Raw genomic sequence first — 19,451 nt, 5'->3', positions numbered from 1 at the left:
GCCGGAGGCATTAGTTACGTAACCCTACGGGGCACTGCCTCGCTTGTTAGCGCAGGTGATCACCCCTGAGAGTAAAACGGTGGTCGCTCTCGGTCACCCGGCGGCCGCGCACCGATTCACCTGTTCGAGTGAGTGGAGCTGAAGCATGCGCACAGTTCATCGGAAGGCGGTCGTCCTCGCCGCGGCGGTCCTGGCCACCCTGGCCACGACCGGCGCGGCCGCCGCCGCCCAGCCGGAAGACGGCGTGGTCCCGGCGCGCGAGCACTACGGCGACCAGTACATCGTGGTACTCAAGGACGCACAGGGGCTCGCGAACCCGGGGGCGCTGGCCGGGCGTTACGGCGGCGAAGTGCGATCGACCTACACCCGGGTCCTGCACGGGTTCTCCGCCCGGCACCTCACCGCGCGGCAGGCGCGGCGGCTGGCCGCGGACCCGGCCGTGGCGGCGGTCTACGAAGACGGCACCGCGCGCGCCGCCGGCACCCAGGCCAACCCGACCTGGGGCCTGGACCGCATCGACCAGGCAAACCTCCCCCGCGACAAGTCCTACACCTACCCCAACACCGGCGAAGGCGTCACCGCCTACGACCTCGACACCGGGATCAAGCCGGACAACCCCGAGTACGAAGGCCGGACCTCGATCGGCAAGGACTTCGTCGGCGGGAACGGCAGCGACTGCAACGGCCACGGCACACACACCGCGGGCACGATCGGCAGCAAGACCTACGGCGTCGCGAAGAAGGTCAAGCTCGTCGGGCTCAAAGTGCTCGGCAACGACTGCTCCGGCAACGGTCCGGACTCGGCCGCGGTCGACGCGATCGAGTGGGTGACGGCCAACGCCATCAAGCCCGCGGTGGCGAACATGAGCCTGACCATGGACCAGGTCGGCGTCGGCGACGACGCGATCAAGCGCTCGATCGCGGCCGGGATCGTCTACTCGGTGGCCGCGGGCAACAGCGCCACCGACGCCTGCAACACCAGCCCGGCGCACGTGCCGGAGGCGATCACGGTCAACGCTTCCGATGAAAACGACAACCGCGCCTCGTTCTCGAACTACGGCAGCTGCACCGACCTCTTCGCGCCGGGCAACAACATCACGTCGCTCGGGCTGTCCAACGGCAGCAGCGCGAACATGAGCGGGACGTCGATGGCGACCCCGCACGTCACCGGCGCGGCGGCGCTCTACCTGGCCGCCAACCCGGGTGCGACGGCCCAGCAGGTGCGGGACGCGCTCGTCGGCGGCGCCACCTCGGGCGTGGTCAAGAACGCCGGGAGCGGCTCGCCGAACAAGCTGCTCAACGTGTCGTTCATCGGGGGCGGCACCCCGCCGTCCCGGTGCGGCGCGAAGTCGAACACGACGCCGGTGGCCATCCCGGACGCCGGCGCCGCGGTCACCAGCTCGGTGACCCAGGACGGCTGTGACGGCAAGGCTTCCGCGTCGCTGGCGGTGAAGGTGGACATCAGCCACACCTACCCGGGCGACCTGGTGATCGACCTCGTCGGCCCGAGCGGAGCGGCCTTCCCGCTGCAGCGGGCCGGTGGCTCCGGGACGGCGTCGGGGATCCACACCACCTATCCGGTGAACGCGTCGAACGAAACCGCGAACGGCACCTGGCAGCTGCGCGTGCAGGACGTCTACCGGTTCGACAGCGGGACGATCGACGGGTTCACGGTCACCTTCTGATCCGGGACGGGCGGGAGGCCGCGGCGCGGCGGCCTCCCGCTCGTTCGTCCTTATTGGACGGTCAAGGTGTACTTGGCCGTCGCCGTCTTGCCGGTCGAGTCCTTGGCCGTCACGGTGACCGGGTAGGTCCCGCGCTGGAACGGACCGGCCACCTGCATCCGCGACGTCCCGGCGCCGTTCACGGTCGAGGGGGTGAAGAACGGTGCGAACGACAGCCCGGTGCCCGACAGCGTGACGGTGCCGGTACCGCCGGACACGGTGACGGTCGCGGTGGCGAAGAAGCCGGGCTGCACGGTCCCGCTGCCCGGGTCGACGCTCACTTTCAGCTCGCCGGTCGGCGGCTGCGCGTTGCCGACGGTCAGGGTCAGCTTCGCGGTCGCCGTGCCACTGGGACCCTTACCGGTGACCGTGATCGGGTAGTCCTGCTGCGGGGTGTTCGCGGCCGTCTCGATGGTCAGCTTCGCGGTTTCACCGGAGTTGATCGTCGAAGGCTGGAACGTCGCCTTCGCGCCATCGGGCAGCCCCGACGCGGTCAGGTCGACCTTCTCACTGCCGTTCTTCCCCGCGGTGCTGGTCACCGTGGCCGAAACGTACTTGCCCGGGTCGACCTTGACGGTGCCGGGGGTGACGCCGAGGCCGAAGGTCTCCGGCGGGGTGACGTCGCCGATCTGCTGCTTCACCCAGTCGCCCATGTCGTTGTTCAGGCGGCCGTAGACGCTGTACCACTTGAAGTCGCTGCGGCTCCACGACGCGACCCCGGCGACCTTGCCGTCGACGAGCAGCGGGCCGCCGCTGTCCCCGGGCAGGATCGTCACGTGGCCGTCGGAGTAGCCGCTGCAGATCATGGTGGCTTCCTGGAAGCCGGCGCCGACACCGCTGCAGTTGCTTCCGGCCACGATCGGCAGGCTGAACTTGGTCAGGGTGACGTCACGCGTGTTGTCGTTGAAGTCCTTCTTCCCGTACCCGAGGCCCAGCCCGGTCTTGCCCGGCTTGTTCAGGTCGGTGTCGGCGGAGGTCGCCACCTTGGCGTACTGCCCGCCGGGCACCGGGATGTCCCGGTCGGTGGTCACGACCGCGACGTCGTAGCCCTGGTCGAAGTTGACGTACCTGGGGTGCGTGTCGTAACTGGTGACGCCGATCGGCGTGCCGCCGCCGGCGTTGAGGTCATCGAGTCCGTAGAGGAAGGACTTTTCGCCGTCGGCGGCCTTGCAGTGGGCCGCGATGAGGATCTTCCGCGGCGCGACGACCGAACCGGTGCACGTCTGCCCCAGCGGCCGCGACCCACCTTTCCGCAGGCCCGCGATGATGAAGGGGTAGTCCGCCACCGACGCCGGCGTCCCGCCGACCGAAGACGGCGAAACGCCGGCCGGCAGCGGAGTTCCGCCGAGCGGTGCGACCGCGGACGGGTTCCCGGCCGCCCCGGCGTCGGGGACGGCGAACAGCGGCAGGGCGAGGACGGCGGCGAACGCCCCCAGCAAGCGTTGTCTTGAGATCACGGCAGCTCCTTAGGTTTGCTGCCGGTAACCTTCCGGTGACGCCGGGTGCAAGAACAACCGGGGAGCCACCCCGTACGGCTACTGAACTATTGGCCGCTGTCGGCCGGAGAGGACAGCGTGCCGGCCGGCGTCGTAGGGGCGCAGCAATGCGGGACGACTTCTGCATCCTTGCGATTTTGCGCATTGTCTACCCGCGGCATGGTGGAAGCCGCCTCGGTTTCCGGCCGTCCTGGCTGTCGGCGAGGCCGTCCCAGATGGCCAGGTGGGGCACGAAGTGCTCAGGGGCAGCGCCGTGCCGGTGCCAGGCGGTGCGGGCGCCGGAGGCGAATTGCGCGGCGTTGACCTTTCCGCGGGTTTCGGTGCCCGGGGGCGATGACGTCGAAGTGGACGTCATCGGTGACCAGTCCGCGGGGCCTCGGCCGACGAGGGCCTCGGCAGGAGCTGCCCCGAGCAAGTCCTTTTTGCACAGGTACACCAGTACCGCCAGGGCCTGCTGTCCCCGAGTTGAGCTTGCGCCACACCGAACCGAGCTGCTTGCGGTGGGTGCGGGTGCGGCCGGAAACGAAGGTGAGAGCCTGATGCGACAACGGCAGCGCGGCACGGTAGAACAGCAGATGAAGGCCCCTGGCCCTGCGGAACGATCTTGGTCGAAAGTCCTGCCACCAGGGGCTTCGCCATGTCAGGACCTCGACACGCCGGTGATCATCCACCTGTGATCAGCAACAAGCCTTCGCCTGCCAGCACATTCAGGCCAGGATAAAAATGACTCAGTAGATCGGTGGAGCTGAGGGGAATCGAACCCCTGACCTTCTCGATGCGAACGAGACGCGCTACCAACTGCGCTACAGCCCCTTGGTTGTGCTCGTAGAGCTTAGCAGTGCCCTACGAGCACCCCACGCAGGGGGGTCACTCGCCGACCGCGCGCCGGTACGGGCCGGTCCCGGGCTCGTCGAGCTCCTCGAACGCCGGGTCCTCGTCGTCCAGGTCGACGACGACCGCGCTGCGGCGGACGCGGGACGTCGGGGACGGCCGGCGCTCGACCACGTCGCGGCGGACCGGTTCGACGACGTCGACGTCCTCCTCCGGCGCGTGCTCCTCTTCCGCCGCCGAAGGCGCGGGAACGGACTGGCGCCGGGGCGCGCGGGTGCTGTTGAAGCGGGCGAGCCGGCGCTGCCGGATCTCCTCTTCGATGCGCACCTGGCGGCGCAGGTAGACGAGGTAGCCGACGAGCACGAGGTCGACCACGCCGTGGCCCCACCAGACCACCGGGACGGCGAGACCGGCCACCACGCCGGTGGCCACCGCGATCACCAGCAGGATGACCACGATGCGCTGCCGGAAGCCGTACTTCGCGCGGGCCGCGATCTCGGCGGCCTCCGGGTCGAAGCCGCCCCGGCCGGGCCGGTAGCCGGGCCGGTCGCGTTCGACGCGGCCGCCGCGCTTCGGCTGCGGGAGCGGCTCGGGGTCGGGTTCCGGTTCGTCGTCGTCGAGCTCGAGCTCGGCCTCCAGCTCGGCCAGGTCGTCCTCGACCGAAGGCCGGGATTTCCCGATGTCGTCGGACATGACGAATTCCTCCCGGTCCTCGTTGCGTCCACTGCGCACGACCCTGGCCGCGAGCGCCGAGTCGGCCGTTCTCGCGACCTGCTGCCGCCGTCGCGCGACCATGGGCACGAGTACGACGAGCCATGCCGCGGCGAGCGCGACGATGATCACGGAGCTGGGCATCTCCCGTCACCTCCCCCGATCCTTCCACCACGAATCACGTTAGTCACAGGAGTAACAGATCGGGCGCAGACTCGCCGGGTTCGATCACGGGAAAGCCTCACCGGATTAGGTGAAACTAACAGCATGTGGTAACGCAGCTACTGACCCGGGTGGGTAATCACGGTCAGGCGTACTCGGCGCGGCCCGCGGCGACCAGCCGCGACACCAGCCCGGAGCCGGTTTCTTCGCGCGTGACGGCGAAGCAGTAGTGGTCCCGCCAGCCCCCCGCGACGTCGAGGTAGCGCTCGAACAGGCCCTCCTGCCGGTAGCCGGCCTTGGCGAGAACCCGCAGGCTGGCGCGGTTTTCCGGACGCACGGTGGCCTCCAGCCGGTGCAGCCCGGCCGAGGCGAAGGCGTGGTCGGTGACGAGCGCGACGGCGGCCGTGGCCACCCCGCCGCGGACGACGTCGGACGATACCCAGTAGCCGATCCAGGCCGACCGCAGCGACGCCCGGATGACATTACCCACAGTGATCTGTCCGGCGAGACGACCGTCCAGGGTGATGGTGAACGGGAGGCACTGACCACGCCGAGCGAGCGAGCGCAGGGCCGCCCACTGCGACGGCCACGACCAGAAGGCGTTGCGTTCCGGCCACGGGCCGACGCCGGTGGGTTCCCACATTTCGAGGTGCGCCCGGTCCCTCAGGCGGATCCGGCTCCACTCGCCGGCGTCGCGCAGCCGGACCGGCCGGACCGCGACCTCGCCCGCGGGCACCCGCAGCGGGCCGAGCCGCGCCGGCCAGCCCGGGTGCCGGCTCTCGACCGGATAGGACACGCCCGACACGGAGTTCATCAGGCCCGTTGCGCCAGGAAGGTGACCTGCACCTGTTCGCCCGCGGGCACCTCGGTGGCCTCTTCCGGCACGTTGATCAGGCAGTTCGCCTCGGCCAGCGACGCGAGCAGGTGCGCCCCGGACTGGCCGAGCGGCTGGACCAGGTACTCCCCGTTCGCCTCGTCGCGCAGCAGCTGGCCGCGCAGGAAACCCCGACGGCCCTCGGTCGAGGTGACCGGCGACAGCAGCCGCGCGCCGACGATCCGCCGGTGCGGGTTGCGGGTCCCGCGCGCCGCCCGGATCAGCGGCCGCACCAGCACCTCGAACACCACCAGCGCGCTCATCGGGTTGCCCGGGATGAGGAAGGTGGGCACGGAGTCGGGGCCGAGCCGGCCGAACCCCTGCACCGAGCCGGGGTGCATCGCCACCCGCGTCATGTCGATCCGGCCGAGGTCGGACAGCGCGGCGTGGACCTCGTCGCCGGTGGCGCCCCCGGCGCCGCCCGCGACCACGACGATCTCCGACATCAGCAGCCGGCCCTCGACGACCTCCCGCAGCTTCTTCGGCTCGCTGGGCACGATGCCGACCCGGCTGACCTCGGCGCCCGCGTCCCGGGCGGCCGCGGCCAGCGCGTAGGAGTTGACGTCGTAGACCTGCCCGACCGACGGCGTCCGGTCGATGTCGACCAGCTCGTCGCCGACCGACACGATCGACACCCGCGGCCGCGGGTAGACGAGCACCTTCGCCCGCCCGACCGCGGCGAGCAGGCCGACCTGGGCCGAGCCGATCGTGTCGCCGCGGCGCACGGCGACGTCCCCGATCTGGACGTCCTCGCCCGCCCGCCGCACGTAGCCCGCCGACGGCACCGACCGGTGCACGGTGACCTTGGCCTGGTGCCCGTCGGTGTAGGCGAGCGGCACGACCGCGTCGGCCAGCGTCGGCAGCGGCGCCCCGGTGTCGACGCGCACGGCCTGGCCGGGCTGGAGCCGCCGCGGCTGGCGCGAACCCGCCGCGATCTCCCCGACGACCGGCAGCTGGACCGGCTCCTGCCCGGCGTTGCGGACGTCGACGCTGCGCACCGCGTACCCGTCGATCGCGGCCTGGTCGAACCCGGGCAGCGCGTGCTCGGCGACCACCTCCTCGGCGCAGAGCAGGCCCTGGGCCTCGGAGATCGCCACCCGCACCGGCTGGGGCCGGACGGCCGCGTCCAGTGTCATCGCGATCTGCGCGTCGACCGAGCGGAACTCGGCCTCCTCCTCGGCCACCTCCGGCCGCGCCGCGTCGAGGGATTCCGTCATGGGCGCTCTGTCCCGATCCGTTCCGTCAGCCACGCCCGTAAAGATGGACCGTACTCGGGCGTTTCGAGCGCGAAATCGACCGCGGCGCGCAGGAAACCACCCGGATTCCCCAGGTCGTGGCGTCCACCGCGGTGCACGACGACGTGCACCGGGTGTCCCTCGGAGATCAGCAGCGCGACCGCGTCGGTCAGCTGCAGCTCGCCGCCGCTGCCCGGGGTGATCCGCTTGAGCGCGTCGAAGATCGCCCGGTCGAGCAGGTACCGGCCGGCCGCGGCGTAGGTCGACGGCGCGTCCTCCGGCTTCGGCTTCTCGACCATCCCGTGCACGCGCTTGACGTCGTCATCACCGGTGTCGCTGACGTCGAACACGCCGTACGGCGAGATCTCGGCCTTCGGGATGTCGAACGCGCAGAGCACGCTGCCGCCGAACTCGGCGCGCACGGCGCTCATCTTCTCGAGCACGCCGGTGGGCAGCACGAGGTCGTCCGGGAGCAGCACGGCGACGGCCTCGTCGTCCGGGCGCAGGTTGGGTTCGGCCTGCGCGACGGCGTGGCCGAGGCCGAGGGCCTGCTCCTGGATGGCGGTTTCGACGGCGAGGAGGTTCGAGCCGCGGCGCACCTTGTCCAGTAGCGCGGTCTTGCCCTTGGCCTCGAGGTTCTGCTCCAGCTCGGGCTGCTCTTCGAAGTACCGGACGACGGCGTCCTTGCCCGGTGAGGTCACGATGACCAGGCGTTCCGCCCCCGCGGCGGCGGCCTCGGCCGCGACCAGCTCGATCCCCGGGGTGTCCACCACCGGCAGGAGCTCCTTGGGCACTGCTTTCGTCGCCGGGAGGAACCGTGTCCCGAGGCCGGCGGCAGGCACGATGGCGGTTCTGAACGTCTGGGAGGTTGCGGCGCCCGTCATGGGCGCAAAGCCTAACGTGAGGTCATGCATGCGCTGGGCAATGAGCACCCGAGCAAGGCGGAGTGGCGTGACCGCCTGCTGCGCGCACGGGCGGACCAGGCAGCCGAATCCCACGCCCGGGAGGCATCGGCGCTGGTCGCTGCGGTGTCGAAGGTCACAGCGGAGACCGTGTGCGCGTACCTGCCGTTCGGTACCGAGCCGGGCACGACGGCGTTCGTCGACGCGCTCGCGGCCGGGGGCGCGCGAGTCCTCCTGCCCGTCATCCGGTCACGGACCGAGCCGCTCGACTGGGCCGAGTACACCGGCGAGGCCGATCTGGTGCCCAGCCGGTTCCGGGGCATCCGCGAGCCGGGCGGGAAACGCCTGGGTACCGACGCCGTGGGCGCGGCGGAACTGGTGCTGGTGCCCGCGCTGGCCGTGGACCACCGGGGTGTCCGGCTCGGGCGCGGCGCCGGTCATTACGACCGTTCGCTGGTCTTCGCCGCGGCCGGCACCGCCTTCCTGGCGGTCGTCCGGGACGAGGAGCTGGTCGAGCGGCTGCCCGGGGAGGCGCACGACGTGCGCATGACCGGGGCCTTGACGCCCGGTCGAGGCCTGGTCGAGCTGCCGGTGTGAGCAACCAGGAATTGCTTTCCGGGAAGGTTTTCCCGCACAATCGGGTTGGCACTCAAGTCGGATGAGTGCCAGCAAAGGAGCCGTCAGTGCCTACGTACCAGTACGCCTGCAAAGAATGCGACCACCGGTTCGAAGCCGTGCAGTCGTTCTCGGACCCCAGCCTGACCGTCTGCCCGCAGTGCTCCGGAGCGCTGCGCAAGGTCTTCAGCTCGGTCGGCGTCGTCTTCAAGGGGAGCGGGTTCTACCGCACCGACTCGCGCGACTCGAGCAAGGCGAGCACCGCCGCGACCCCGGCGAAGACCGAGACCAAGACGGAGTCGAAGCCGGACACGAGCAGCTCGGCATCTTCCTCCTCGGGGACGACGAAAACGGCCGCCGCGGCGTCCTGACCCCCCGGGTTATCCACAACACCCCGGTTGTCCACAGATGCCGGACGAGGCCCTTCCGGCGGCCCGTCCGGCTTCCCTAACGTCGATCTCGTGCGGCAGAGCGCCGCACCCGATCCGACCGAGGGGGCACCGTGGACGTCCTGGCGAAGTTCCACCTACCCGATCTCACCCGGCTGCCAGGCCGGCGGACGCGGCTGATCCGCCGCTGGCTCGCCGCCTGCCTGCTGCTGACCGGCGCGTTGCTGCTCCTGCACCCCGGCTCCGCGCGAGGCGCCCCGACCGTCCTCGCGGCCCACGACCTTCCTCCCGGCACGACGCTGCGCGCTGCCGACGTCCGGCTGGCCGACGTTCCCGATCAAGCCCGCCCGCCCGGCGTGTTGAGCTCCCTCGACGCCGTCGACGGCCGCCTGCTGGCGGCCGCCGTCCGGGCCGGCGAGCCGCTGACCGACGTCCGCCTGGCGGCCATCCCCGCGCCGGGTGACCCCGGAACGGCGACGGTGCCGGTCCGCCTGGCCGACGCGGCCGTAGCCGAGCTGCTGGGTCCCGGCCGGCGCGTCGACGTCGTGGCCGCGCCGGAACCGGGCGGGCCCGCGGCCGTGCTGGCCGGCGGGGCCACGGTGGTGACGGTCGGGCACCCGGAGGCGGCCACCGCCAAGGGGCCGCTGGTGCTGCTCCGGCTGCCGGAGGCGATCGCGACGAGGGTGGCGGCGATTTCACTGGAGCGTCCGGTAACGGTTACTCTCCGCTAGCCCGCGCCCGCCGAGACGGGCGACGGCGTCCCCTTCCCGGTTCGTGAGGAGAGCAAGGTGCTCAAAGGTTTCAAGGACTTCCTGATGCGCGGCAACGTCGTCGACCTCGCCGTGGCGGTGGTCATCGGCTCGGCGTTCACGGCGATCGTCACGGCGTTCACCAACGGCCTGATCAAGCCGCTGATCAGCACGATCGGCGGCACGGACGCCGCGAAGGGCCTCGGCTACCAGATCTTCGACAACAACCAGGCCACGTTCCTGGACTTCGGCGGCGTGATCAACGCGGCGATCAACTTCGTACTGGTCGCGGCGGTGGTCTACTTCGTGATCGTGCTGCCGGTGAAGAAGGTCCAGGAGCGCCGCAAGCGCGGCCAGGAGCCGGGCCCGTCGGAGCCGACGGACGTGGAGCTCCTGACCGAGATCCGCGACCTGCTACGCGCCCAGAACCAGCGCGAAACCGGCCGCGACTGACCATCGGTCAACGGTCGTGGTGCGGTGGCCGGTTCTCCCGGTACCAGTCATCCGGGAGACCGGTGCGCCGCTCGGGATCGCGTTCGTCGGAAGTCGTCTCGGGCAGAACGTCCCCGAAGATCTCGTCCACCCGGCGGCGCTGCTCGCTGTCGGCCTGGGGTTTGCGCTGTTCGCCCGCCATGACCCCAGTGTCCCACGGCGTGTTCTTTGACAACTACAGAGCGAACCCCACCCCCGGCGGCCCGCCACCCTCACTTCCCCCGGTGGCGAGCACCGCGAACCACGCCTCGGCCCGACTGACCTAGCCGCGCCGCCCGCGCCCGGCTTCCGGCTTCCGGCTTCCGGCTTCCGGCTTCCGGCTTCCGGCTTCCGGCTTCCGGCTTCCGGCGAGAGGCCAACAGCTGGTCGGCATCGAGCTCGACCACGCCCGCGAAGTCGTCCCTGAGCCACCGCATGGCCCAGCGATCAGCTTCATCTCGCGCGGTCCGCCCGGAAAGCACGTCGTCGAACCAAGCCTCGATCTCGCCGAGGCCAGGTCCCGTCGCGCTCAACTCGCCGGCGGGCTCGCGCTTCATCTCATCGCACACCCGCGGACCACCTCCGGCCCGACCTACCTACCGAGCGCCGACCGCGCCCGGCTTCCGGCTCGGGCACCTCCGAAGGGCACCACCGCTCCGCAGCAACGCGATCCGTCGCCCCGGCCCGCCGGAACCGAAGATCACACCTCTTCGAGCCCCGAGAGCTCGTCGATCACGTGCGGCACGAGCGAGGTCAGCGTCGCCATCCCGTCGCGCACCGCGGAGCGCGAGCCGGCGAGGTTGACCACCAGCGTGCTGCCGGAAACCCCGGCCAGCCCGCGCGAGATCCCGGCATCGACGGCCCCGGCCGCCAGCCCGGAAGCGCGGATCGCCTCGCTGATGCCCGGGATCGGCCGGTCGAGCACACCGGCGGTCGCGTCGGGGGTGCGGTCACGCGGCAGCACACCGGTGCCGCCGACGGTGATCACCAGGTCGGCGCCGCCGATCACGGCGGTGTTGAGCGCGTTGCGGATACCGGCGGTCTCGGCCTCGACGACCACGACACCGTCGACGATGAAGCCCGCTTCTTCGAGCAGCTCCGTGACCAACGGGCCGCTGGTGTCCTCGTGCTCGCCGTGCGCCACGCGATCGTCCACGATGACCACGAGGGCCCGGCCCAGCCGTTGTGCACTCCGTTCCATGGCGCCCACCGTAGCCGGTTTCGGCGGGCGGGCGCCGGGAGGTGCCGGGTGAGTTCTGACGATTCCGTGACGTGCGGCCGCGGCCTCCGGCAGACCCGGGCGGGCACCCCTAGCGTGGCCGGTGTGCGCGTACTGGTCACCGGCGGAGCCGGGTTCATCGGGTCACACATCGCCGACCTCCTGGCCGACGGCGGAGACGAGGCCGTGGTGCTGGACAACCTCCTCCCCACGGCCCACGGGTCCCGCACCCCACCCCCGTACACGGGCCGGCACCGCTTCCTGCGCGGCGACGTCACCGACACGGAGATCGTCGCGGAGCTGCTGGACGGCGCCGACGCGGTGTGCCACCAGGCCGCGGTGGTCGGGCACGGCATCGACCCGTCGGACGCGCCGTCGTACGCCCTGAACAACGACTACGGCACGGCGGTGCTCCTGGCCGCGATGCACGCGGCCGGCGTGCGGAAGCTGGTGCTGGCGTCCTCGATGGTCGTCTACGGCGAAGGCCGGTACGCCTGCCCGGACCACGGCGTGGTGCCGCCGTCACCACGCCGCCGGTCCGATGTGGACGCCGGCCGCTTCGAGCCGCGGTGCCCGTCTTGCGAAACGGAGCTGAGCTGGCAGCTGGTCCCCGAGGACGCCCCGCTGAACCCCCGCAGCACGTACGCGGCGACGAAGCTGGCCCAGGAACACCTGGCCGCCGCCTGGGCCCGGCAGACGGGCGGCACGGTGTGGGCGATGCGCTACCACAACGTCTACGGCCCGCGGATGCCCCAGAACACGCCGTACGCCGGCGTGGCATCGCTCTTCCGTTCGTCGCTGGTCCGAGGCGAGGCCCCCCGGGTCCTGGAGGACGGCCGCCAGCAACGCGACTTCGTCCACGTCCACGACGTCGCACGGGCCAACGTCCTGGCGCTCCGCACGGAAGCCCCGGCGGCCGACCTCACCCCGCTGAACATCTGCTCCGGCACCCCCCACACGGTGGGCGACCTGGCAGAGGAGTTGTCCCGCGCAGCCAACGGCCCGGTCCCCCGGATCATCGGCGGCGCCCGCCCGGCGGACGTCCGCCACGTGGTGGCCGACCCCGCCCGCGCCCGCGAACTGCTCGGCTTCACGGCGGAAGTCGGCTTCGCCGAGGGCATCGCCGGCTTCGCCACCGCCGAACTCCGGGAACCAGTGACGCCCTGACCGTGTCGGGGCCCGTCCGCAGACCGACCTCGCGACCCGGGACCACTCGCGCACCGAGGTCGCCGCAGCCGCCAACCGAGGTTGCAGCCACCGGCGAATCACGCCAACCGGCGTCCGGTCAATCCTCCAGCCGACCCCGGCCGCGCCTGAGGCATCGCGAGCGGCAGCCGTACCTCGAACCGGCACCCCGGTCCGTGGTTGTGCACTCCGATCCGCCCGCGATGCGCCTCGACCAGCCCCTTCGCGATGGCCAGGCCGAGCCCACCACCGCTGGTCGTCCCACCCCGCTCCGGCGTCCGCGCCTGCGTCCCGCGGAAAGCGACGTCGAACACCCGCGTGATCTCGTCGTCCGGAATTCCCCCGCAGGAGTCGTCGACCGCGAGCAACGCCTCGTCGCCGTCCACGCCGATCTCCACCGCGACCGTCCCGTCCGGTGGGGTGTGCCGGATCGCGTTGGACACCAGGTTCCGCACGATCCGGGCCAGTTCCGGGTCGCTGCCGGTCACCACCGGCCAGGTCGACGCGTTGGCCAGCACCCGGACCCGCTTCCGGTACGCCACCGGCGCCTGAGCCGCCACGGCATCGCTCACGACGTCCCGCAACGGCACCGCGGACATGGTGAGCTCGAGGGCACCCGCGGTGATCCGCGAGAGCTCGAACAGGTCGCCGACCATCGCGGACAGCCGCTTGGTTTCGCCGCTGATCCGCTGGGCGTAGTCGGCGACCTCGTCGCGTTCGGACACCACGCCGTCGGCCAGTGCTTCGGCCATCGCCTGGATGCCGGCCAGCGGGCTGCGCAGGTCGTGGCTGATCCAGGCGACCAGTTCGCGCCGCGACGCCTCGGCGGCGCGTTCCCGCTCGCGCGCCTCCCGCTCCCACACGCTGCGGCGCGCGATCGCCCGGCCGAGGATGATCGCCGCGGGCACGGTGACCAGCGCGACGAGCAGGCAGACCAGCAGCATCGTGGTCAGCGCCGGGGTGAACATGAACCCGCTGACCCCGAGCACGCCGACCAGCGTGGACAGCACCGGGATCAGCACCAGCACGGTCAGCGTGGTGGCCAGGGAACCGCGGCGCAGGACGTACAGCGCCACCCCGCCCAGCGCCGCCACCGGCAGCGAGAACAGCAGCGCGAACGGCAGGATGTGCCAGAGATGCGTCAGCATCTCCGCGAAGGGTTCACCCGGGCCGATCACGGCTGCTCCCGGTCGTAGCGGTAGCCGACACCCCACACCGTCGCCACCCGGGTCGGCTTGGCCGGGTTGCGCTCGATCTTTTCGCGCAGCCGTCGCACGTGGACGGTCACTGTGGACTGGTCGCCGAAGTCCCAGCTCCACACCTTCTCGAGCAGGTCCGCGCGCGAGTAGGCGACACCAGGGTGGGCGAGGAAGAACGCCAGCAGGTCGAACTCCCGCGTGGTGAGCGGCAGTTCGCGGCCCCCGAGGGTCGCGGTCCGCGCCTTCATCTGCAGGCGAAGGTCGCCGTCGACGAGCTCCGCGGCGGCCGGCTCCGGGCGGGGCATCCGCGCGCGGCGCAGCACCGACGCCACGCGGAGGGCGAGTTCCTTGGGGCTGAACGGTTTCGTCACGTAGTCGTCGGCGCCGAGCTGCAGCCCGGCGATGCGGTTCTCCTCCTCGCCGAGGGCGGTGAGCATGACGATCGGCACCTGGCTGACCTGGCGCAGCCGCCGGCACACCTCCAGGCCGTTGATCCCCGGCATCATGACGTCGAGGACGACCAGGTCCGGCTCGTGGGCGGCGAACTCGGCCAGTCCTTCGGCGCCGTCGCCGGCCATGTCGACGGTGAAGCCGGCCACCTCGAGGTAGCGGCGGACGACGTCGCGGACCGTCTCGTCGTCGTCGACCACGAGCACCCGGCCGGCCTGTTCGTCCATCACGTCTCCCTCACCAGCCCGTCAGCAGCAGGTGGTTGACCGCCAACGCCGTCGCCGCCTGCGCGGCGAGCCACCACCGGCGTCCGGGGCGCGGCAGCAGGGCCGTCATCGGCAGCAACCACGCCCCGAACGGTAGCCAGATCCGTTCGGTCTCGGCCTTCGACAGGCCCGAGACGTCGGCGAAGAGGATGGCGACCAGGGCGGCCAGGCCGAGCAGGACCACCGGATCGGTGAGCAGGGCCCGGCTCGGGAACCTCAGCCCGCGCCGGACGGCGGCCACCACGGCGGGCCCGAGGGCGACGGTCACCGCCGCGAGGTCGGCCCACACCCAGTAGGAATACGGCCGGACCAGCGCGACGCCCTGGTAGTAGCGCTCGACGACGAGGTGGTAGCCGTCGAGCCACCAGAAGCCCGTCCAGGCGAAGACGCCGACGACGGCCAGCGCCGCGCCGATCGCGAGCGCCGCCGCCCGCCACTGCCGGCCGAGGACGGCGACGACCAGCGCGAGTACGCCGAGCAGCACCAGGCCGTACGACAGGAAGATGCCGAAGCCGAGCAGGACACCGGCGGCCAGCCCGGCCGGCACGGCGAACCGGCGGCCGACGGCGAACCCCTTCGCGGACAGCGCGAGCAGGGCCAGGCCGGTGGCGGTCACGCCGGCGAACAGGCCGTCCGCGGACACGCCGATCCACACCGCGCCAGGCGTGAGGACGGCGAACGGCAGCACGTCGCGAGCCGCTTCGGGCCGGCCGAGGAGGGCGATCGTGGCCGGCACGGCCACCGCCACCAGGCTGCCCACGAGTACCACGGCCGTGGCCGCCCACGCCCCGCCGTGCAGGCCGAGCCGGTCCAGCCAGACGAAGACGAGCGTCGCGCCCGGCGGGTGCCCGGACACGTGCGTCGTCCACGAATGCGGCTGGAAGTCGAGGATGCGGGAAGAGAACTCGCGCAGCATCCGCGGGATGTCGGTGATCCCCGGGACCTCGTGGAGGTACTCCTGCGGGATGGTGAGGTGACCGGCGAACCCGCGGGTCCAGCCGTCCACCATGGCCAGCGAGAAGATCCAGGCGAGCGAGGCGAGGTAGCCGGCGGTGAGCGCGCCGCGCCACGGCAGGCGGGCGGCCAGTGCCGGGCCGTGGAGCACCACCGCGACCGCGACGAGCACGGCGAACACCGAGCCCGGGCCGACGTGCGGCAGCCAGCCGGCGAACAACGGCGGCGCGGACACGAAGATGACCACGCCGGAGTCCGGCCGGTTGTAGTACAGGCCGACGGCGGTGGCCGCGGCGACGAGCACCGCGGCGGCCGCCACGGCGAGGAGGTCGGCGCGGCGGCCGGAGACCGGGGCTGCTGGTTCGCGGGCAGGCGGCTCGGCGAGCCGGGCTGCCGGGGTCGGCTCGCTCATCGCTGCACACCCTAGGGTCGCGAAGCCCGTTCCGCGCCCCCGGAACGGGAGCCGTAACGACGCGGTAAGAACTCGCCGGACGTCATGATTCGGTAAGCGCCGCAAGGGTTCTACGGAGTCCGGCGCGGACTTACGGTCGGCGCCGTGACTGACTCAGAAGTGGACGTCGTCCTGCCCTGCCTCGACGAAGCGGCGGCGCTGCCCGGCGTGCTGGCCGGCCTGCCGCCGGGCTACCGCGCGATCGTGGTCGACAACGGTTCGGCCGACGGCTCACCCGAGGTGGCGGCCGCGCTCGGCGCGAAGGTCGTCCACGAACCGCGTCGCGGCTACGGCGCGGCCGTGCACGCGGGGCTGGAGGCCGCCACCGCGGACATCGTGTGCTTCGCCGACGCCGACGGGTCCCTGGACCTCGCCGATCTGCCGCGCCTGGTGGCCGCGGTCGAACGTGGCGCTGACCTGGCCGTCGGACGCCGGGTGCCGACCGGCCCCGGGGTGTGGCCGTGGCACGCGCGAGCGGGCAACGCCGTGCTGGCGACGCTGTTGCGCAGCCGCGGGCTGCCGGTCCGGGACATCGCGCCCCTGCGCGCCGCGGACCGGCGGGCCCTGCTCGGCCTGGGCGTCGCCGACCGGGCGTTCGGCTATCCCCTGGAGCTGCTGATCAAGGCCCAGCGCGCCGGGTGGCGGGTGCGCGAGTTCGACGTCCGCTACGGCGAGCGCGCCAAGGGGACGAAGTCGAAGGTGTCCGGTTCGGCGCGGGGCACGCTGCGTGCGGTCCGCGACTTCGGGCGGGTGCTGGCCCGATGACGCGTCCGTTCGTCCTGCTGGTCGTGGCCAAGGCGCCGGTCCCGGGCCTGGCGAAGACCCGGCTCTGCCCGCCGGCCACCCCGGCTCAGGCGGCCGAAATCGCGGCGGCCGCGTTGCTCGACACGCTCGACGCCGTCTGCGCGGTGCCCGGCGCCTTGCCCGTCGTCGCGATGACCGGCGACCTCGGCGCGGCCTCCCGGCCCATCGAGATCGGCATGGCGCTCCGCCACGTCACCACGATGCCGCAGCGTGGCCTGGATTTCGGCGCGCGCTTGGCGAACGCCCACGCGGACGCCGCCGACGTGCACCCCGGCCTGCCGGTCCTCCAGATCGGCATGGACACCCCGCAGGTCACGCCGGAATCCCTCGCCGCGGCGATCGCACCGGTCCGGGACGGCGCCCACGACTCCGTGCTCGGACCGGCCGCGGACGGCGGCTGGTGGGCGCTGGGACTCGCCGAGCCGCGGCACGCGCAGGTCCTCGCGGGTGTCCCGATGTCCCGCGACGACACCGGCGAGCGCACGCTGCGCGCACTGGCGGCCAGCGGGCTGCGGCCACGGCAGGCCGCGCTGCTGTCCGATGTGGACACTATGATGGACGCCCGCAAGGTGGCGGCAGCCTGCCCGGACGGCCGGTTCGCCCAGGCCGTCGCTTCCGTCCGCGGACAGGCGGTCGCGTGATGACGGCCCCGGTGACCACCGGCCACGAGTTCGACCGCGGCCTGCTGGGCCAGCGCTGCTGGCTCGAACTGGCGAACGGCGAGCGGGTCGAGCTGCCGGTCGAACGCTGGACCGAGCCGTCCGAGGGCGACGACGTCCTGCTCGACGCCTGCTCCGGGCCGACCGTCGACCTCGGGTGCGGCCCCGGCCGGCTCACCGCGGCGCTGACCGGGCGCGGGATCGTCGCGCTGGGCGTGGACAGCTCGCGCACGGCCGTCGCGCTGACCCGGCGTCGCGGCGGGAGTGCGTTGCAGCGAAACGTCTTCGACCGCCTGCCCGGCGAAGGACGGTGGCAGCACGCCCTGCTCGCGGACGGCAACATCGGCATCGGCGGCGACCCGGCCGCGCTGCTGCGGCGCACGGCGCGGCTGATCGCCCCCGACGGCGACGTGCTCGTCGAGCTGGAACCGCCCGGGCGGGGTCTACGGCACGAGCGCGTCCGGCTCCGGCCCGGCCACGCCGACGTCGCCTGGTTCACCTGGGCCTGGGTCGGCGTGGACGCGATCGCCGAAGTGGCCGTGCGCGCCGGGTTGCGGGTCGGCTGGACCGCCCGGCACGGGCACCGCTGGTTCGCACGATTGGAGCGGTCGTGAAACTCCCGATCCCGGCGGAGGAACAGTTCCGGGCCCCGGCGCACCACGAGCGCGTGACGTCGAAGATCGGCCTGGCGCTCGCGATCACCTTCACCACGTGTTTCGTGACCGGGCTGCTCAGCCACCTGATCCAGCACCCGCCCGGGTGGTTCTGGTGGCCCAGCCGCCCGGCCGGGCTTTACCGCGTCACCCAGGGGCTGCACGTGATCTGCGGCATCGCGTCGATCCCGTTGCTGCTGGCGAAACTGTGGAGCGTCTACCCGAAGCTGTTCGGCCGGCCCCTCGTCCGCTCGCTGCCGCACGCCCTGGAGCGGCTGTCGATCCTGGTGCTGTCCGGCGCGGCGTTCTTCGAGCTGACGACCGGTCTGCTGAACGTCGCGCAGAACTACCCGTGGGGCTTCTACTTCCCGCAGGTGCACTACGCGGTCGCGTGGCTGGCGATCGGGTCGATCCTGGTGCACGTCGCGGTGAAGCTGCCGGTGATCCGCCGGGCGCTGAGCCGGGCCACCGTCGAGGACCCACCGGCCGAGGGGCTGTCCCGGCGGGGCTTCCTCGTGACGACCGGGCTCGCGACCGGCGTCGCGGTCGTGGCCACCGCGGGCGCGACGGTTCCGTTCCTGCGCGGCGTCTCCGGCCTCTCCTGGAAGACGGGCAAGGGCACGCAGAACCTGCCGGTGAACCGCACGGCGGCGGCCGCGGGGATCACGTGGTCCGCTGCCTGGCGTCTCTCGGTGGTGACGCCACGCGGCACGACGAAGTTCTCCCTCGACGAGCTGCGTGCCCTGCCGCAAACGACGGCGGAGCTGCCGATCGCGTGCGTGGAGGGCTGGAGCCAGTCGGCGACCTGGCGCGGCATCTCCCTGCCCATGCTCCTGAAGGCCGTCGGCGCGGCACCCGGCGCGGCGGTCCGGGTGTCCTCTTCGGAGCGTGGCGGGCTGTACGGCGTCAGCGTGCTGCCCGGCGAGCACACGGCCGACGAGCTGACGCTGCTGGCCCTGGAGCTGAACGGCGAGGTCCTCGCGCCCGACCACGGCTTCCCGTGCCGGATCATCGCCCCGAACCGTCCCGGCGTGCTGCAGACGAAGTGGGTCACCAAGCTGGAGGTGCTGTGAAGACCGCTCGTGTGCTCCTCGCCCTGCCGGGTCTCGCGGCGCTGGCGTGGGGTGCGGTGCTGTTCGCCGAGTACGCGCTGCCGCTGCGCCCGGACGTGTTCCCCACCCTGAGCTGGATCATCGGCGGCCCGATCGTCAACGACGCGATCATCGCCCCGCTGACGGCCCTGCTCGGCATCGCCCTGGCCCGCCTCCTGCCCCGCCCCTGGCGGACCCCGGTGGTCGCGGGCACGGTCACCACCGGCGTGCTGGCCATCCTGGCGTTCCCGCTCCTCTGGCGCCCGTACGGAACCCCACCCATGCCCGGCCTCCACGACGGCAACCCAGCCCTCGGCCTGGCCATCACCCTCGCCGCAGTCTGGCTCCTGGTGGTCCTGACC

Annotated in this window: 22 protein-coding genes, 1 tRNA gene and 1 pseudogene; 11 read left to right on the top strand and 13 right to left on the bottom strand. The window is 72.2% G+C overall.

What is annotated here, in order from left to right:
- The first annotated feature begins 145 nt into the window (after positions 1 to 145).
- Positions 146 to 1,684: a S8 family serine peptidase gene (locus C2L59_RS43830; RefSeq protein ID WP_103355497.1), complete on the top strand. Its 1,539-nt coding sequence runs from the start codon at positions 146 to 148 to the stop codon at positions 1,682 to 1,684.
- Positions 1,685 to 1,734: 50 nt separating this feature from the next.
- On the opposite strand, the gene C2L59_RS43825 is transcribed toward C2L59_RS43830, so the two are convergent.
- The 7 genes and pseudogenes from C2L59_RS43825 to C2L59_RS43790 all read right to left on the bottom strand — a co-directional run bounded on the left by C2L59_RS43825 (position 1,735) and on the right by C2L59_RS43790 (position 7,916).
- Positions 1,735 to 3,180 carry a trypsin-like serine protease gene (locus tag C2L59_RS43825; RefSeq protein ID WP_103355496.1) on the bottom strand — a complete coding sequence of 482 codons (1,446 nt, stop codon included), beginning with the start codon at positions 3,178 to 3,180 and terminating at the stop codon, positions 1,735 to 1,737.
- Positions 3,181 to 3,640: 460 nt separating this feature from the next.
- Positions 3,641 to 3,794: pseudogene (locus tag C2L59_RS43815) on the bottom strand (IS5/IS1182 family transposase); the annotation flags it as partial.
- Positions 3,795 to 3,959: 165 nt separating this feature from the next.
- Positions 3,960 to 4,032: transfer RNA gene (locus C2L59_RS43810), tRNA-Ala, on the bottom strand.
- A gap of 54 nt (positions 4,033 to 4,086) precedes the next feature.
- Positions 4,087 to 4,905, bottom strand: coding sequence for a gephyrin-like molybdotransferase receptor GlpR (gene glpR, locus C2L59_RS43805; protein WP_103355495.1), 819 nt, complete (start codon positions 4,903 to 4,905; stop codon positions 4,087 to 4,089).
- Between the two features lie 163 nt (positions 4,906 to 5,068).
- Entirely contained in the window at positions 5,069 to 5,737 is a 669-nt protein-coding gene (locus C2L59_RS43800) for a GNAT family N-acetyltransferase (protein ID WP_103355494.1), read from the bottom strand.
- Positions 5,737 to 7,014, bottom strand: coding sequence for a gephyrin-like molybdotransferase Glp (glp, locus tag C2L59_RS43795; RefSeq protein ID WP_103355493.1), 1,278 nt, complete (start codon positions 7,012 to 7,014; stop codon positions 5,737 to 5,739). The genes C2L59_RS43800 and glp overlap by 1 nt, the downstream gene beginning before the upstream one ends.
- Entirely contained in the window at positions 7,011 to 7,916 is a 906-nt protein-coding gene (locus C2L59_RS43790) for a UTP--glucose-1-phosphate uridylyltransferase (RefSeq protein WP_103355492.1), read from the bottom strand. The genes glp and C2L59_RS43790 overlap by 4 nt, the downstream gene beginning before the upstream one ends.
- A 24-nt stretch (positions 7,917 to 7,940) precedes the next feature.
- On the opposite strand from C2L59_RS43790, the gene C2L59_RS43785 reads away from it, so the two are divergent.
- The 4 genes from C2L59_RS43785 (at position 7,941) to mscL (ending at position 10,140) form a co-directional block, all read left to right on the top strand.
- Positions 7,941 to 8,531: a 5-formyltetrahydrofolate cyclo-ligase gene (locus tag C2L59_RS43785; RefSeq protein ID WP_103355491.1), complete on the top strand. Its 591-nt coding sequence runs from the start codon at positions 7,941 to 7,943 to the stop codon at positions 8,529 to 8,531.
- A gap of 86 nt (positions 8,532 to 8,617) precedes the next feature.
- Entirely contained in the window at positions 8,618 to 8,920 is a 303-nt protein-coding gene (locus C2L59_RS43780; protein ID WP_103355490.1) for an FmdB family zinc ribbon protein, read from the top strand.
- Positions 8,921 to 9,051: 131 nt separating this feature from the next.
- Entirely contained in the window at positions 9,052 to 9,669 is a 618-nt protein-coding gene (locus C2L59_RS43775) for an SAF domain-containing protein (protein ID WP_103355489.1), read from the top strand.
- Between the two features lie 57 nt (positions 9,670 to 9,726).
- Entirely contained in the window at positions 9,727 to 10,140 is a 414-nt protein-coding gene (gene mscL / locus C2L59_RS43770) for a large-conductance mechanosensitive channel protein MscL (RefSeq protein ID WP_103355488.1), read from the top strand.
- 7 nt (positions 10,141 to 10,147) lie between these two features.
- Here the strand turns inward: mscL and C2L59_RS43765 are convergent, their stop codons facing one another.
- From C2L59_RS43765 to C2L59_RS43755, 3 genes are all read right to left on the bottom strand, one after another.
- The gene (locus tag C2L59_RS43765) at positions 10,148 to 10,321 is read right to left on the bottom strand and encodes a hypothetical protein (RefSeq protein ID WP_103355487.1); all 174 of its coding nucleotides are present in this window, start codon (positions 10,319 to 10,321) and stop codon (positions 10,148 to 10,150) included.
- 70 nt (positions 10,322 to 10,391) lie between these two features.
- Complete coding sequence (locus C2L59_RS43760; protein WP_103355486.1) at positions 10,392 to 10,727, bottom strand: hypothetical protein; 336 nt, start codon at positions 10,725 to 10,727, stop codon at positions 10,392 to 10,394.
- A gap of 131 nt (positions 10,728 to 10,858) precedes the next feature.
- Complete coding sequence (locus C2L59_RS43755) at positions 10,859 to 11,359, bottom strand: molybdenum cofactor biosynthesis protein B (RefSeq protein WP_072476233.1); 501 nt, start codon at positions 11,357 to 11,359, stop codon at positions 10,859 to 10,861.
- Between the two features lie 123 nt (positions 11,360 to 11,482).
- Between C2L59_RS43755 and C2L59_RS43750 the strand changes: the two genes are divergently transcribed.
- A complete protein-coding gene (locus C2L59_RS43750; RefSeq protein ID WP_199199712.1) occupies positions 11,483 to 12,544 on the top strand; it encodes an NAD-dependent epimerase/dehydratase family protein in 1,062 nt (353 codons plus the stop codon).
- Between the two features lie 98 nt (positions 12,545 to 12,642).
- Here C2L59_RS43750 and C2L59_RS43745 read toward each other — a convergent pair whose 3' ends face one another.
- Genes C2L59_RS43745 through C2L59_RS43735 form a run of 3 tightly spaced genes read right to left on the bottom strand, consistent with a single transcriptional unit; the run spans position 12,643 to position 15,843 of the window.
- Entirely contained in the window at positions 12,643 to 13,740 is a 1,098-nt protein-coding gene (locus C2L59_RS43745; protein ID WP_103355485.1) for a sensor histidine kinase KdpD, read from the bottom strand.
- On the bottom strand, positions 13,737 to 14,438 hold the full coding sequence (locus C2L59_RS43740) for a response regulator transcription factor (protein ID WP_103355484.1): 702 nt from the start codon (positions 14,436 to 14,438) through the stop codon (positions 13,737 to 13,739). The genes C2L59_RS43745 and C2L59_RS43740 overlap by 4 nt, the downstream gene beginning before the upstream one ends.
- Before the next feature lie 10 nt (positions 14,439 to 14,448).
- The gene (locus C2L59_RS43735) at positions 14,449 to 15,843 is read right to left on the bottom strand and encodes a hypothetical protein (protein WP_103355483.1); all 1,395 of its coding nucleotides are present in this window, start codon (positions 15,841 to 15,843) and stop codon (positions 14,449 to 14,451) included.
- Positions 15,844 to 16,002: 159 nt separating this feature from the next.
- Here C2L59_RS43735 and C2L59_RS43730 point away from each other — a divergent pair, with 159 nt between their 5' ends.
- The 5 genes from C2L59_RS43730 to C2L59_RS43710 all read left to right on the top strand — a co-directional run.
- A complete protein-coding gene (locus C2L59_RS43730; RefSeq protein WP_103355482.1) occupies positions 16,003 to 16,647 on the top strand; it encodes a glycosyltransferase family 2 protein in 645 nt (214 codons plus the stop codon).
- Positions 16,644 to 17,327 (top strand): DUF2064 domain-containing protein, encoded by a 684-nt coding sequence (locus tag C2L59_RS43725; RefSeq protein ID WP_103355481.1) that lies wholly within the window; start codon positions 16,644 to 16,646, stop codon positions 17,325 to 17,327. Before C2L59_RS43730 ends, C2L59_RS43725 begins: the two co-directional genes overlap by 4 nt.
- Positions 17,327 to 17,959 carry a class I SAM-dependent methyltransferase gene (locus C2L59_RS43720; protein ID WP_103355480.1) on the top strand — a complete coding sequence of 211 codons (633 nt, stop codon included), beginning with the start codon at positions 17,327 to 17,329 and terminating at the stop codon, positions 17,957 to 17,959. The genes C2L59_RS43725 and C2L59_RS43720 overlap by 1 nt, the downstream gene beginning before the upstream one ends.
- On the top strand, positions 17,956 to 19,071 hold the full coding sequence (locus C2L59_RS43715; RefSeq protein ID WP_103355479.1) for a molybdopterin-dependent oxidoreductase: 1,116 nt from the start codon (positions 17,956 to 17,958) through the stop codon (positions 19,069 to 19,071). The genes C2L59_RS43720 and C2L59_RS43715 overlap by 4 nt, the downstream gene beginning before the upstream one ends.
- The coding region (locus tag C2L59_RS43710; protein ID WP_103355478.1) for a hypothetical protein at positions 19,068 to 19,451 on the top strand (384 nt) is incomplete at its 3' end. The genes C2L59_RS43715 and C2L59_RS43710, both read left to right, overlap by 4 nt.

This window comes from Amycolatopsis sp. CA-128772 (assembly GCF_002904295.1).
Taxonomy (GTDB): domain Bacteria; phylum Actinomycetota; class Actinomycetes; order Mycobacteriales; family Pseudonocardiaceae; genus Amycolatopsis.
The sequence above is the reverse complement of the archived record's forward strand: the minus strand, read 5'-3'. Positions and strand labels throughout refer to the sequence as shown.

Coding starts and splice junctions, on each gene's coding strand:
- C2L59_RS43740 (WP_103355484.1), bottom strand. CDS start 14,438: ATGGACGAACAGGCCGGCCGGGTGCTCGTGGTCGACGACGACGAGACG.
- C2L59_RS43790 (WP_103355492.1), bottom strand. CDS start 7,916: ATGACGGGCGCCGCAACCTCCCAGACGTTCAGAACCGCCATCGTGCCT.
- C2L59_RS43725 (WP_103355481.1), top strand. CDS start 16,644: ATGACGCGTCCGTTCGTCCTGCTGGTCGTGGCCAAGGCGCCGGTCCCG.
- C2L59_RS43735 (WP_103355483.1), bottom strand. CDS start 15,843: ATGAGCGAGCCGACCCCGGCAGCCCGGCTCGCCGAGCCGCCTGCCCGC.
- C2L59_RS43800 (WP_103355494.1), bottom strand. CDS start 5,737: ATGAACTCCGTGTCGGGCGTGTCCTATCCGGTCGAGAGCCGGCACCCG.
- glp (WP_103355493.1), bottom strand. CDS start 7,014: ATGACGGAATCCCTCGACGCGGCGCGGCCGGAGGTGGCCGAGGAGGAG.
- C2L59_RS43755 (WP_072476233.1), bottom strand. CDS start 11,359: ATGGAACGGAGTGCACAACGGCTGGGCCGGGCCCTCGTGGTCATCGTG.
- C2L59_RS43720 (WP_103355480.1), top strand. CDS start 17,327: ATGACGGCCCCGGTGACCACCGGCCACGAGTTCGACCGCGGCCTGCTG.
- C2L59_RS43765 (WP_103355487.1), bottom strand. CDS start 10,321: ATGGCGGGCGAACAGCGCAAACCCCAGGCCGACAGCGAGCAGCGCCGC.
- C2L59_RS43785 (WP_103355491.1), top strand. CDS start 7,941: ATGCATGCGCTGGGCAATGAGCACCCGAGCAAGGCGGAGTGGCGTGAC.
- glpR (WP_103355495.1), bottom strand. CDS start 4,905: ATGCCCAGCTCCGTGATCATCGTCGCGCTCGCCGCGGCATGGCTCGTC.
- C2L59_RS43830 (WP_103355497.1), top strand. CDS start 146: ATGCGCACAGTTCATCGGAAGGCGGTCGTCCTCGCCGCGGCGGTCCTG.